This window comes from Winogradskyella psychrotolerans (assembly GCF_018860545.1).
Taxonomy (GTDB): Bacteria; Bacteroidota; Bacteroidia; order Flavobacteriales; family Flavobacteriaceae; genus Winogradskyella; species Winogradskyella psychrotolerans_A.
In genome coordinates this window covers 29248-43340 of sequence record NZ_JAHKPN010000044.1, presented here as the reverse complement: position 1 = coordinate 43340, position 14093 = coordinate 29248, and the positions used below count along the sequence as shown (strand labels likewise).

Here is a 14093-nt window from a genome sequence, read left to right as displayed (position 1 = left end):
ATTTTAAGTACCTAAAGGCACTCTTTAACGTATCAATGTTTTAGTTTTTCAATAAGACCAAACCTCAATTACCACTCTAATTTTCGTTTGCCTTTTTCTTACGTCTCCATCTATTGAACAACGTAATTCCTAATACAAGTATAATAAAAGGAATTAAATAAGACGTGCGTTCGTTACCACCACTTACCGTTGTAAATATGCGGTCCCAACGGAAACTCCAGTTTTTAATACCATGGTTAATACCGTCGATACTCATCCAAATAAATACAGGTTTACCGAAAATATGGTTGTTAGGCACAAATCCCCAATAGCGACTATCTATAGAATTGTGTCTGTTGTCTCCCATCATCCAGTAGTAATCTTGCTTAAATGTGTATGATGTTGCTAGTTTATCGTCAATAAAAATTTCGTTATTTCTCGTAACTACTTTATGACCTTCGTATTCCTCAATCGCACGTTTATATATTGAGATGTTATCTAAAGACAAATTAAGAGTAGCTCCAGCTTTTGGAATCCACATTGGACCAAAGTTATCTGTGTTCCAAGGGTACTTAGTATCATATGGAAAAATAGTGCCATCGACACCCTTTGCTTGTTTTATAGGTGTTACTATATCTATATTAGGTTGTACTTCTAAATGTGCAATGGCTTCATCAGTGGCTGCAAAAATGGTGTAACTACCATCATTCATTAAGCGCGCTCCATCCGTAATACCAATTTTATTTAATAAGTCGAAAAATTGATATTGTTCAGCTTGACTAGTATGTTGCTTTTTTAAAGTCACACGATAAGAAAACTGTAAATGCGATCTTGGTGGTAGTTGATTTTGAACACCATTTATGAATACATATCCATTTCTTATTTCAAGCGTATCCCCAGCGACACCAACACAACGTTTTACTAAGTTTGTTTTTTTGTCTATGGGTTTGTAATAATTTCGATCTGGATGAAAATCATTCATATTCAACAAGGTGTCGGCAGGTTGATTAAACACCACAATATCGTTTCGCTCTACATTTTCAAAACCTGGAAATCTAAAAAATGGAAGTTGAAGTTTGTTAATCCAAGACGTGTTTCGTTTTTCGAAGTTATCATCATATAAATACGATTTCTTTCCAATAACAGGAATTGTATCATGTACCATTGGCGCACCAACGGTTGTCATCGGAGTTCTTGCTCCGTAATGCAACTTACTTACAATTAGAAAGTCGCCTACAAGTAACGATTTCTCTAAAGATGATGACGGAATCACAAAGGGTTGAAAGAAATATGTATGCACAATTGTTGCAGCAACTATGGCAAAAAGAATAGAGGTAATCCATTCTCCGGTTGATGTTTTAGGTTTTAATTCTCTGTCTTTAATATATGTAACGTCAGTAGCATAATTGAGATAGAAAAGATAAAACCCTAACGTTACAATACACAATAACGCGTCTACTTTACTGTCTTTTCCATAAGCACGTGCAGTTTCTACCCAAACAGCAGGAATCATAATTAGATTTACAATTGGTAAAAACATTAGGATGATCCACCACCATGGTCGTGAGATAATTTTCATCAGCACCACGGCATTATAGATTGGGACAAATGCTTCCCATGCTTTTCGGCCTGCCTTAATGTATAATTTCCAGGTTGCTAAACCATGAATAATTTGTATAATGAGTATAAAAATAAACCATTGTGTCCAGGTCATAATCTTATATTTTGTCTGTATAAATTGAAAATTATTTTAATTCGATGCAATACGTTGGCAAATTAACCAATGTTTAACACATCTTTCATATTAAAGATGCCTTTTTTATCTTTAATCCATTCTGCAGCAATCACAGCTCCCATGGCAAAACCTTGTCTGCTATGAGCCGTATGTTTAATACTTATAGAATCTATTTCAGAATCATAGGTGATTTCATGCGTGCCAGGAATACCTTCAATACGTTTGGCTTCAATATGGATTTCGGAGTCTTTTGGCTCATCTAGCGTCCAATTGTTATAATGGGTTTGCTCAATAATTTGTTCGGCTAGCGTTATAGCTGTTCCGCTTGGGGCATCTAATTTTTGTGTATGATGGATTTCTTCAATCTCCGTAGTGTATTCAGAAAAGCCAGATATCAATTTACTTAGCCTTTTGTTAAGTTCAAAAAAGAGGTTTACCCCCAAGCTAAAGTTTGAGGCGTATAGAAATGTACCGTTTTTTGAAGTGCAATAATCAATAACTTCATCATATTGACCTAACCAACCGGTGGTCCCAGAAATAACAGGAATTCCCGCATCAATTGCTTTTTTTATATTTGCTACTGCGGCATTTGGTATACTAAAATCGATGGCCACATCGGTGTCTGAAAAATCATAATCAGAGTTGGCGTCCGATACTTTTAGTACAATACTATGACCGCGATTGATTGCAATAGCTTCAATGCTTTTACCCATTCTGCCATAACCTAGTAAAGCTATTTTCATGTGTTTGTTTTTATTGTTTTTTAACGTTTGCGTGCTGTTCTTAACTCATCATTTTGTTGCGTGATGACATTTTGAACATATGCGTGTTATGTTAAAATTTAAAATTAAGTGTTAATCCTAAATCTGAAGTGTTTTCTAATTCATTATATTGATAATGCGGACTTAAACTTAGATTTTCGTCGATATTAAATTGAAGTAAATGTGCATCAATATTTGCGTCAATAATGTTTAGTGCATATAACCCAAAGGTAATTAAGAGCGACATCTCTTTGTTTTGTCTAAATTGTTCTTGCGCTCGTATAAGTCCATCGTCCGAAATTAAATCATAAAATTCGTCATCGGTAAAACCAGCTAAGCGACGTTTATAGGCATCTCTATAGCGGTCAAATTGTGTATCATTTCTCACATAGAAATAAATTCCGGTTCCAATTGCTCCCCAAACAATAGGGATTTTCCAATATTTTTTATTGTAGGCTTGCCCTAAACCAGGAAGTACTGCAGAATAGAATGCGGCTTTAGCTGGTCTTAATGGATCTATTGCTTTCCTTGCTATGGTGTCTATCGCAATAATAGGACTTTCTTTGATGCTAATACTTGTGCTGTCTTTTTCAGTTTGAGAAAACGAAAAAAGAAGCGAAAAAAAGCATACTAAAAGACTATAAAAACCCTTATTTGTCACGTTGAACTAATTTTTTAATGCGATTGAAGTCTTCTTCAGAATGAAAAGGAATCGTAATTTTTCCGCTTCCATTTTTAGCAACCTTGACGTCTATTTTATGACCAAAATATTCAGAAAAGTCTTTTACCCCTTTTTTAATGTTTTTTGGGATTTCATAGCTAGGTTCTTCTGGTTTAGAAGGAGTATCAGAATTTAGATTCTTAACTAATTGTTCTGTCGCTCTTACAGATAATTTATTGGTGATGATTTTTTCGTAAATCTCGAGTTGATCTATTTGGTCTTCAACATTAACTATAGCGCGCCCATGCCCCATACTAATAAAACCATCGCGTATACCGGTTTGGATAATTGGGTCTAATTTTAATAAGCGCAGATAATTCGCAATTGTAGATCGTTTTTTTCCTACGCGTTCACTCATCTGTTCTTGCGTTAACTGAATTTCGTCAATTAAGCGTTGATAGGATAATGCGATTTCAATAGCATCTAAATCTTGGCGTTGAATGTTTTCTACCAATGCCATTTCTAAGGACTCTTGGTCATTGGCAATTCTAATGTAGGCAGGAATGGTTTCTAAACCAATTAATTTTGAAGCTCTAAAACGACGCTCACCAGATACCAATTGATAGTTGTTGAATGCTAATTTTCTAACCGTTATAGGTTGAATAACTCCGAGCTCGCGAATAGAAGACGCTAATTCTCTTAACGTTTCTTCATTAAAATTGGTTCTTGGTTGAAATGGGTTGACTTCAATACTGTCAATGTCAAGTTCAACAATATTACCAACTACTTTATCTGCATTTCTATCTTCTGCCGAATTAATATCGTTTTCAGGATCTTTCAGTAAAGCCGAAAGTCCACGTCCTAATGCTTGTTTTTTTGTTGCTTTCGCCATTATAATTCATTTTTCTTAATCAGCTCTTTGGCTAAACTCAAATAATTTGCTGCACCTTTACTACTGACATCATAATTAATAATGCTTTCACCGTAACTTGGCGCTTCACCTAAACGTACGTTTCGTTGAATAATCGTATCAAATACCATATCGCTAAAGTGTTTTTGTACCTCTTCTACAACTTGATTAGATAAACGTAAACGCGAATCGAACATGGTTAATAGTAAGCCTTCTATATCTAACGCAGTATTATGGATTTTCTGTACACTTTTAATAGTATTTAACAGTTTTCCTAAACCTTCAAGCGCAAAATATTCACACTGAATTGGTATAATGACCGAATCTGCAGATGTTAAAGCGTTCAATGTTAGTAAGCCTAACGAAGGAGCACAGTCAATTAGGATATAATCATAGTCTGATTTCAAGTCGATTATAGCGTTTTTAAGCATATACTCGCGCTCTTCCTTATCCACTAATTCAATTTCTATGGCGACAAGGTCAATGTGCGCGGGCATCACATCTACATTTGGTGCGTTGGACGTTACAATAGCGTCTTTTGCATTTGCAGAATGTTCTATGACTTGGTATGAGCCTACAGCAACTGTTTCAACATCTATGCCTAAGCCAGAACTTGCGTTGGCTTGAGGATCGGCATCTATAAGCAGTACTTTTTTCTCTAGTGCTCCTAAAGAAGCTGCTAAATTCACTGAAGTTGTTGTCTTACCAACTCCTCCTTTTTGGTTTGCTATTGCAATGATTTTACCCATTAAATAATTTGGTTAAATATACGGGCTTAAAATTACGATTATTTACGACTTTAAGAAATTGAAGTTGTTAACAGTTCTATAAAAAAAAAACAGCCTTCAATAGAAATTATGAAGGCTGCTCATTAATATGGGTGTCATTTTATTGTTCTGGATTATGAATACCAGTGATATAGCCTTGGGTTAAATATTTTTTAGCCACACCATGAAGATCAGCAACAGTTAAACTGTTAACAGCCTCTTCAAATTTTAATATATTATGCGCGTCTTTTTTGAGGTAGTCTGCGTTTTTAAGTTGCCCTAACCAAAATTTATTTGTTTTCAAATCTTCTTTGTAGTCTAGGATCTGAGCTTTTTTCACCTTTTCTAGATCGACTTCTGTTGGTCCTTCTTTGATTAAAAGATCAACTTCTTTCATGGTTGCAGTAATCAATTTATCAACATTTTCTGGTCCACAAGGAAAACTAATATTGAATCGAAACCAATCATAAGGCATGTTACTTATACTAGCATTGGCACCAGCTCCGTAAACACCTCCTTCTTCTTCACGTAATTTTTCTATTAATTTAATAGATAACACTTCAGCTAAACTTTTTAGAGCATGTGCTTCTTTTTCATCGTAATCCGTAGGGCCGTGATATGTTATTCTCACTGAACTTTTAGGGTCTTCACCTTTTTCAATAATTTTTTTGTGAGATCCTGTTAATGGTCTAAAGTCACTGACTTTATAAGATTCATTGCTTCCTGTTGACGGTAAACTTGCTAAATAGGTTTCACATAATTCAACGAGTTTAGTTTCGTCTATATTACCTACAAAATAGAAATTGAAATCTCCGGCATCTGCAAAACGTTCCTTGTATTTCTCGTAAGCTAAGTTATAATCGGCATTATCCATGTCTTCAGCTGTGGGAAATCCTGTGTATCTTGGGTTTTTTCCATATATAAATTCAGATAATTGATCTTGAAAATAAAATTGTGGACTAGATAATAAGTTGCCTAAAAAGGCCTTTTGTTTGTCAGCAAAACTTCTAAAAGCGTTTTCATCTTTGTTTAAAGCTGTAAAATAGAGGTGTGTTAATTGAAATAGAGTTTCTAAATCTTTTGGTGTCGTATTTCCGGATAAACCTTCACTGTACGTGCCAATTGACAATCTCACATTTGCGATTTTACCAGACATCATTTTACTTAACTCAACCTTGCCAAAACCATTAACTCCAGCTTCAGTTAAACCTCCATTAGCGTTAGAGGTCGCTTTGTATGCTTCATCCGAATACAAGGATGTTCCTCCATAGCTAAACGCATCAAATAAAATTTCATCATTTTTAAAATCCGTCTTTTTATAAGTCACCGTTGCTCCATTATTTAAAATTAAAGTTGTGGTACCAAGAGTCTCATCGGTTTTATATTCTTTTATGCTACCTTTTGAGGGCATTTTGGTTATTAATGAAGCAGCAACAGCTTTATCTTCGTAAGGTTTTAGATCCATCGTTTTAACGGTATCCAATAACTCTAATACTTCTGCTTCTTTTACTTGTTTTAAATCGTCTTTTTCTGGGCCTGTGAGTATAACAACACGATTATCGTCTTTAATATAAGATTTAATAAGCGCATTAACTTCATCTAACGAGATAGTTGGCAATTGCGATGTTGTAAAATCGAATCTCCAATCGATACTAGGAATCGGGTTTTGCTCTAAAAAGTTATTGATGTAACGTCCAACAATTCGGTTAGATTCCATTTTATCTCTATCCTTGAATGCGCGTTCCAAATTAGCAATGATATCTTTTTTTGCACGCTCAAACTCCCCTTCAAAGAAGCCATGCTGAAGCACACGCTCATTTTCAACTAAGAGTGTTTTTAGCGCATCTAATTGTCCGGTTGGACTCGTCATAGCAGAAGATTGAAATGCATTTTTAGTTCGTGCATAGGTGCCACCGTAATACGTGAATCCATAAACAAAGGGTGGATTGTCGCCATTTCTAATTTCATCTAAACGGTTATTAATCATTTGAGAAAATAAATTCTCTACGATAGAGTTTCTGTAATCAGCGTAAGTCACATCGGGTTTAGCATTTATCTTATCTTTAAACATTAGTCTCACATTAGAGAATGGCGCTTCTTTATCAGATTCTATAGCTACAAAGGTTTCTTCGTGGTTAGGTAAATCAAATGACGGTCTAGGTCTTGGATTTTTAGGATTTTTGATGTGTGCAAAATGAGATTTTATTTTCTCTTCTAATGTGGCAACATCAATATCTCCGACGGCAACTACAGCCATTAAATCTGGTCTGTACCAATCGTTATAAAACCGTTTTAGGCTTTCGTATTTAAACGTTTCTAAGTTTTCTTTGGTACCAATTGGAAGACGTTCGGCATACATTGAGCCGTGCATCATTTTTGGCAAGTACTCTTGCATCATACGCTCGTCTGCACCTTTACCTAAGCGGTATTCTTCTAAGACAACACCACGTTCATTATCAATTTCTTCGTCAGTTAATAGTGCGTTGTGTGCCCAATCTTCAATAATTTGAAAACCTTGTTCCAATTTTTCTGGATCGTCACTTGGAATAGGAAGGATATACACCGTTTGGTCAAAACTGGTGTAGGCATTAAGGTGTGCTCCAAACTTTACTCCAATACTTTGAAGGTAATCTACTAATTCATTTTTTTCGAAATTCTTTGTACCATTAAAACACATGTGTTCCATAAAGTGGGCTAGGCCTAATTGGTCTTCATCTTCAAGAATAGATCCGGCATTAATCACCAGGCGTAATTCTACTTTGTTTTCTGGTTTAGGGTTGTTTTGAATGTAATAGGTAAGACCGTTTTCTAAAGTGCCAGTTTTTACATTTGAATCTGTAGGGATTGGGTCTGATGGGTTGTATGTAGCTTTTGATTTTGTAGCTACAACCTGCGCATTTAAAGGGAATACGAGGGTGAGGCACAACAAGATTGCTGTGCTGAAAACTAATTTTTTCATTGATTGATGGATTTAATAGGTTAATGTTTTATAAGAATATTCTTCTAATTTATGGATAAAATATTGATATATAAAAGAATAACAAAATTTTAACTAAATACTTAGTTGTAAGTTGTGGCTTGATTATTTAAGAAGTGAAGTATCTTATCAAAAAGTGCTTTACCACCAACTTCCCAAAGATTTATATGACCGGCCGATTCAACGTCTATAAATTCCTTGTCTTTACTTTTAATTGCAGAAAATATAGTTTCACTATTAGAAATGTCTATCGCTTCATCTTGGCCACCGTGAATAATAAGTGTAGGTTGGGTGATGTGTTTACTATATTTAATAGGACTGGCGTCATTGGGATCAAAATCTCCAATACGACCAGCTCTCTCTACTAAGAAGTCACTGACAAGCGCTAGATTAAAACCTGTATGACGTTTAAAATAGCCTTGAATATTCGATTTTAAATCTGTGTATGTGCTTTCAGATATACCATAGGCAATGCGGTGGTCTGATCCCATACTTTGAATTGTGAGCGCACCTCCGATAGATTGCCCCCAAATACCAATATTGCTTAAATCTTCTTCATTAATTAAAACATCAACTAATTTCTGAATGTCTTTAGATTCTTTAACTCCAAACGTAAAAAACTGACCCTCGCTTTCACCAAATCCTCTGATGTCTAAGGCGACAGAATTAAACCCATTTTTGGCAAGGAATTTACTTAAATCATAAAAATGCATTTTTGTATGGCTACTACCGTGTAGTAAAATGATGGTACCTTTAGGTTTTGCTATATGCGTGTAAGTTAATAGGGCGGACTGTTCAAGATTATCATAAGTTAAAAACTTTAGTTTTTTTCTCTTAAACATTGCGCTATTGTTCTTATATAAAGTGTCAGTATAAACATTCTGAGTTTTAAATGACTCTAATATCGGATTTCGTCTTTCTATAATGAAACGCGGAAAAATAAAATAGAAAATCAATAATCCCACCATAACCAGAATTAAAAACGTTCGTTTTAAGATTTTAATAATTCTGTTTTTTAGCATGCTCTAAATGTTTAAAATAAGGATTTGCGGTTCTTATTTAGTAGATCTTTATGTCTTGCAAGTGTATTAGATTTGTTGCTAAAATAAGAACTTTATATGTCACCTCCCTAAGGCATTAACTTAAGAATTTTAGATTTTTTGTCTGTTCATAATGTATTGAGTTTAGTATTTGCAGTTGAGAACGCGGAACGTTTTATTTACTTAATACCTTCCTTATACAAAATCATTGAGTTTGTATTCTGGTGAGAAAAACATAAAGTACTGATTTGTGGTTGTTTAAAATATGTTTATCTTTCAACTAATTAAAAACAAAGTCAATCATGAAAACAAATTTTCCCTCATTAGTAGTATTACTGCTAACGTTGTGCATGTCAAGTATCATTGAAGCACAGCCCAAACAAACCGCATCTGTAGAAGGCATTACAGAATACATGCTAGATAATGGCCTTAAGGTCTTATTGTTTCCTGATAATTCTTCACAAACCGTTACGGTGAATATTACTTACAAAGTAGGTTCAAGACATGAAGGTTATGGAGAAAAAGGAATGGCCCATTTATTAGAGCATTTGGTGTTTAAAGGCACGCCTAATCATCCAGATATTCCAAAAGAGTTAACGGCTCGTGGAGCAAGACCAAATGGAACAACTTGGTATGATCGTACTAATTATTTCGAAACGTTTAATGCTACAGAAGATAATATAGATTGGGCTTTAGATTTAGAAGCTGACCGTATGGTGAATTCGTATATAGCAAAGGAGGATTTAGATTCTGAATTTTCTGTTGTACGTAATGAATTTGAATCTGGAGAAAATAGCCCAACGCGAATACTTATGCAAAAGGTGATAAGTTCAGCGTTCTTGTGGCATAATTACGGCCAATCCACTATTGGTAATAAGTCAGATATTGAACGTGTACCCATTGAAAACTTAAAAGCATTTTATAAAAAGTATTACCGACCAGATAATGCCGTATTAATGGTAACGGGTAAGTTTGATACTGAAAAGACATTAGCTTTAATAGATAAGAAATTTGGGAGTATTAAAAATCCTGAAAATCCTTTAGTTGATGTGCCTACAATAGAACCTGCTCAAGATGGTGAAAAAAGAGTAGAGTTAAGTCGTGTTGGTGATTTGCAATTAGTATCGGCATTATTTCATACACCTGCAGGATCACATGAGGATTATGCTCCAATGGCTCTTGTAGAAAATATTTTGACAGATCAGCCTTCAGGACGCTTATATAAAGCGTTAATAGAAGGGAAGGAAGCGGCTTCAATTTGGAGTTTTTCACCTTTTACTAAAGAGCCTGGGTTTATGTATTTTAATGTTGATGTGCCTTCAGACAAATCTCTAGAAACAGCAGAAAATACAATGTTGAATTTATTTGATGGCTTAAGAGAGAACCCAATAACTGAAGATGAACTTAAAAGAGCGAAGGCTAATATTTCTAAGGAGATCGATCAGATTGCAAGAAATTCTTCATATTTAGGAACATATACAAGTGAGTTTATTGGTGCAGGAGATTGGAGATTAATGTTTATTCATAGAGACCGTGTTGAAGCGGCAACATTAGAACAAGTCAATGATGTGTTGGAACGCTATTTTATTAAAACGAATAGAACGGTTGGAAATTTTATTCCAACAAAAACCCCTATGAGAGTTGAGATTCCTCATACAGAAGGTTTAGAGGATTTGGTAACTAACTATAAGGGGAAAGAAGCGCTGAGTGCAGGTGAGGCCTTTGATGTCTCTTATGCTAACATTCAAAACGCATTAGAATCTGGTATGCTCGAAAAGAGTAAGATTGAATATGGTTTTATAAAAAAAGATAATCGCGGTGAAACCGTAAACATGTCATTTACGTTTAGAAATGGTGGTGTAAATGACCTCATGAATAAGGGCAACATCGCGAGTTTTACAGCTAGAATGTTAAATAAAGGCACAACATCTAAATCGAGACAAGACATTGAAGACAAGTTAAGTGCGTTAAAATCGTCAATCTACTTTAGTGGATCCAATGGTAAAACAACGGCATATATTAGCTCTACGAAGGAGAATCTTGATGAGACCTTGGTACTAATGACTGAGATGCTTAAAACTCCAGCTTTTGATAATGAAGAGTTAGAGAAATTAAAAGCAGAAGAATTAGCAAGTATTGAAAGTAATAAAACCGAGCCACAATTCTTAGTGCAAAAAAGATTGGGAGAGATCAATCAGAAATATAAAAAAGGGCATCCTTTATATAATATGACCTTAGAGGAAGAAATTGAGGCGATAAATAATGTGACCGTGGAAGGAATGAAAGCTTATTATGATGACTTTTATGGAATTTCAGATAGCGCTAACCTTGTTGCGATAGGGAATATCGATGAGGAGGCGTTAAAATCATATTTTGAAAAAGAATTTGCTGATTTTAAATCTGATTTACCGTATTCCGAAATTAAAGATCCGTATTCAGGAAATAAGCCAGCAAATGAAAATATCATCACACCAGATAAGAAAAATGCCTTTACACTTGGTTTCTTAAACTTTGAGGGCAGTGCGTATGATAAAGATTATGCGGCATTACAGGTTGCTGGATCGGTATTTGGTGGTGGTTTCCTAAATTCTCGTATTGCTACTAGATTACGTCAGCAAGACGGTGTGAGCTATGGTGCTGGTGGTGGAGTAAATGTTGATGGAGATAAAGATGACAAAAATTCAACGATGTATATTTATGCGATCTATGCTCCCGAAAATGAAGCTAAAGTGCAGCAAGGGTTTGAGGAAGAAATTGCACGTTTTATAAAAGATGGTATTACTGAGCAGGAATTAGAAGATGCTGTTAAAGGTTGGGTGCAAGCACAAAGTGTATCTAGAGCAAAGGATAATGAATTGTCTAGTACTATTAATAATAATCTGTATTACGATCGGGATATGATGTTTCAAAAAAATATTGAAGAGCAAGTAAAAAGCTTAACAACTGAAGATGTCAATAAAGCGATTAAGACTTATTTTAAAGAGTTTAAAAACTGGACGGTTGTCAATGCTGGAGATTACGAAAACTTTGAAATTAAGAAACCAGAAGAGAAGAAAATAGACGATTAAATGCGCTATCTATTAGTTTGAAAAAAAAAAGGCACTGTTATAAATAGTGCCTTTTTTCATTAATCTATTAATATCTCTAATATCTGAATGGCGGCATCACTGATTTTAGTACCAGGACCAAAAACGGCTACAGCACCAGCATCAAATAAGTATTGGTAATCTTGCTTTGGAATCACACCTCCAACAATCACCATAATGTCATCTCGACCGTAGTTTTTAAGCTCTTCTATGACTTGAGGGACTAGTGTTTTGTGTCCTGCTGCTAAGGAGGATATGCCTAAAATATGGACGTCATTTTCAACGGCTTGTTTGGCGGCTTCTTTTGGGGTTTGAAAGAGTGGACCAATGTCTACATCAAAACCAACATCGGCATAACCTGTGGCTACAACTTTTGCGCCTCTGTCATGGCCGTCTTGTCCCATCTTTGCGATCATTATTCGAGGTCGTCGACCGTCTTGTTCTGCAAATTGATCAGCAAGTTGTCTTGCTTTTTCAAAACTTGAATCGTTTTTAATTTCTTTACTATACACTCCTGAAAATGATTTAATTTGTGCTTTGTGTCGGCCGAATTCAGCTTCTAAAGCATCACTTATTTCTCCTAAAGTAGCACGTTTTCTCGCGGCATCTACTGCTAAAGTTAATAAATTTCCTTCACTTGTTTTGGCGGCATCCGTTAATTTTGATAATGCTTCGGTAACGGCAAAATTATCACGACTTGCTTTGATGCTGTTTAAGCGTTCAATTTGTTGTAATCTCACAGTTTGATTATCGACTTCTAATGTAGAAATAGGGTCTTCTTGTTCTAAGCGGTATTTATTAACGCCAACAATGATATCTTGAGTGGAGTCTATTCTAGCTTGCTTACGAGCTGCGGCTTCTTCAATTCTTAATTTAGGAATACCAGCCTCAATAGCTTTGGTCATACCACCTAATTCTTCAACTTCTTGTATGAGCTCCCAAGCTTTTTTTACGATGTCGTCAGTTAGTTTTTCAACATAATAACTGCCAGCCCAAGGGTCAACCGTTTTTGTAATATGCGTTTCTTCTTGTAGGTAAATTTGTGTGTTTCTTGCAATACGTGCCGAAAAGTCTGTTGGTAAGGCAATCGCCTCATCTAAAGCGTTAGTGTGTAAACTCTGTGTGCCTCCAAAAGCAGCTGCCGAAGCTTCAATACAGGTTCTAGCAACATTATTAAATGGGTCTTGCTCGGTTAAACTCCAGCCCGAAGTTTGGCAATGCGTTCTTAAGGCTAATGATTTTTGGTTTTTTGGATTGAATGACTTTACGAGTTTTGCCCAAAGCATACGCGCGGCACGCATTTTGGCGATTTCCATAAAATGATTCATACCAATAGCCCAAAAGAACGATAATCTCGGAGCAAAAGTATCAATATCCATACCGGCTTCAAGTCCTTTTCTTATGTATTCTAATCCGTCCGCTAGGGTATATGCTAATTCTATATCGCAAGTGGCTCCAGCTTCTTGCATGTGATATCCTGAAATACTGATACTGTTGAATTTTGGCATGTTTTGGCTTGTGTATTCAAAAATATCTGAAATGATCTTCATCGATGGAGTAGGTGGATAGATGTAAGTGTTTCTCACCATAAACTCTTTTAGAATATCATTCTGAATGGTTCCAGCGAGTTGATCAGGTTTTGCTCCTTGCTCTTCAGCGGAAACAATATAAAATGCCATAATAGGTAAAACAGCTCCATTCATGGTCATAGAAACGGACATCTTATCGAGAGGGATTTGATCGAAAAGAATTTTCATGTCTTCTACTGAGTCAATCGCCACACCTGCTTTTCCAACATCTCCAATCACACGTTCATGATCAGAATCGTAACCTCTATGTGTTGCTAAATCGAAAGCAACTGAAAGACCTTTTTGGCCTGCGGCTAGATTTCGTCTGTAAAAAGCATTACTCTCTTCTGCTGTTGAAAATCCAGCATATTGTCTAATCGTCCATGGTCGTCTTACATACATGGTTGAATATGGGCCACGAAGATTTGGTGCAACACCAGCTATAAAATTAAGGTGCTCTAAATCTTGAATGTCATCTTTAGAATACGTTGACTTTACAGTGATATTTTCAGCGGTTAAAAAGCTAGAATCTGATTCGGATTTTAAGCTTTTTGCTTCAGACTTTAAAGTGATATGTTGAAGATTTTTTCTGGACATTATGAACGTGGT

At 35.5% G+C, this 14093-nt stretch carries 9 protein-coding genes; 1 reads left to right on the top strand and 8 read right to left on the bottom strand.

Going from position 1 to position 14093, the window contains the following annotated elements:
- Positions 1–76: 76 nt before the first annotated feature.
- The 7 genes from lepB to KO515_RS14800 form a co-directional block, all read right to left on the bottom strand.
- Entirely contained in the window at positions 77–1693 is a 1617-nt protein-coding gene (gene lepB / locus KO515_RS14830; RefSeq protein WP_215937120.1) for a signal peptidase I, read from the bottom strand.
- A gap of 62 nt (positions 1694–1755) precedes the next feature.
- On the bottom strand, positions 1756–2457 hold the full coding sequence (gene dapB, locus KO515_RS14825) for a 4-hydroxy-tetrahydrodipicolinate reductase (protein ID WP_215937119.1): 702 nt from the start codon (positions 2455–2457) through the stop codon (positions 1756–1758).
- 91 nt (positions 2458–2548) lie between these two features.
- Positions 2549–3136 carry a DUF5683 domain-containing protein gene (locus KO515_RS14820; protein ID WP_215937118.1) on the bottom strand — a complete coding sequence of 196 codons (588 nt, stop codon included), beginning with the start codon at positions 3134–3136 and terminating at the stop codon, positions 2549–2551.
- Positions 3126–4028: a ParB/RepB/Spo0J family partition protein gene (locus tag KO515_RS14815; protein WP_215937117.1), complete on the bottom strand. Its 903-nt coding sequence runs from the start codon at positions 4026–4028 to the stop codon at positions 3126–3128. The genes KO515_RS14820 and KO515_RS14815 overlap by 11 nt, the downstream gene beginning before the upstream one ends.
- Positions 4028–4795: a ParA family protein gene (locus KO515_RS14810; RefSeq protein WP_215937116.1), complete on the bottom strand. Its 768-nt coding sequence runs from the start codon at positions 4793–4795 to the stop codon at positions 4028–4030. Before KO515_RS14810 ends, KO515_RS14815 begins: the two co-directional genes overlap by 1 nt.
- A 139-nt stretch (positions 4796–4934) precedes the next feature.
- Positions 4935–7772 (bottom strand): M16 family metallopeptidase, encoded by a 2838-nt coding sequence (locus KO515_RS14805; RefSeq protein ID WP_215937115.1) that lies wholly within the window; start codon positions 7770–7772, stop codon positions 4935–4937.
- Between the two features lie 101 nt (positions 7773–7873).
- The gene (locus tag KO515_RS14800) at positions 7874–8812 is read right to left on the bottom strand and encodes an alpha/beta hydrolase (RefSeq protein ID WP_215937114.1); all 939 of its coding nucleotides are present in this window, start codon (positions 8810–8812) and stop codon (positions 7874–7876) included.
- A 368-nt stretch (positions 8813–9180) separates the two neighbouring features.
- Between KO515_RS14800 and KO515_RS14795 the strand changes: the two genes are divergently transcribed.
- Positions 9181–11898 carry a M16 family metallopeptidase gene (locus KO515_RS14795; RefSeq protein WP_215937113.1) on the top strand — a complete coding sequence of 906 codons (2718 nt, stop codon included), beginning with the start codon at positions 9181–9183 and terminating at the stop codon, positions 11896–11898.
- Positions 11899–11957: 59 nt separating this feature from the next.
- Here the strand turns inward: KO515_RS14795 and scpA are convergent, their stop codons facing one another.
- A complete protein-coding gene (gene scpA / locus KO515_RS14790) occupies positions 11958–14081 on the bottom strand; it encodes a methylmalonyl-CoA mutase (RefSeq protein WP_215937112.1) in 2124 nt (707 codons plus the stop codon).
- Between the last annotated feature and the right edge of the window lie 12 nt (positions 14082–14093).

Coding starts and splice junctions, on each gene's coding strand:
- lepB (WP_215937120.1), bottom strand. CDS start 1,693: ATGACCTGGACACAATGGTTTATTTTTATACTCATTATACAAATTATT.
- dapB (WP_215937119.1), bottom strand. CDS start 2,457: ATGAAAATAGCTTTACTAGGTTATGGCAGAATGGGTAAAAGCATTGAA.
- KO515_RS14815 (WP_215937117.1), bottom strand. CDS start 4,028: ATGGCGAAAGCAACAAAAAAACAAGCATTAGGACGTGGACTTTCGGCT.
- KO515_RS14810 (WP_215937116.1), bottom strand. CDS start 4,795: ATGGGTAAAATCATTGCAATAGCAAACCAAAAAGGAGGAGTTGGTAAG.
- KO515_RS14805 (WP_215937115.1), bottom strand. CDS start 7,772: ATGAAAAAATTAGTTTTCAGCACAGCAATCTTGTTGTGCCTCACCCTC.
- KO515_RS14800 (WP_215937114.1), bottom strand. CDS start 8,812: ATGCTAAAAAACAGAATTATTAAAATCTTAAAACGAACGTTTTTAATT.
- KO515_RS14795 (WP_215937113.1), top strand. CDS start 9,181: ATGTCAAGTATCATTGAAGCACAGCCCAAACAAACCGCATCTGTAGAA.
- scpA (WP_215937112.1), bottom strand. CDS start 14,081: ATGTCCAGAAAAAATCTTCAACATATCACTTTAAAGTCTGAAGCAAAA.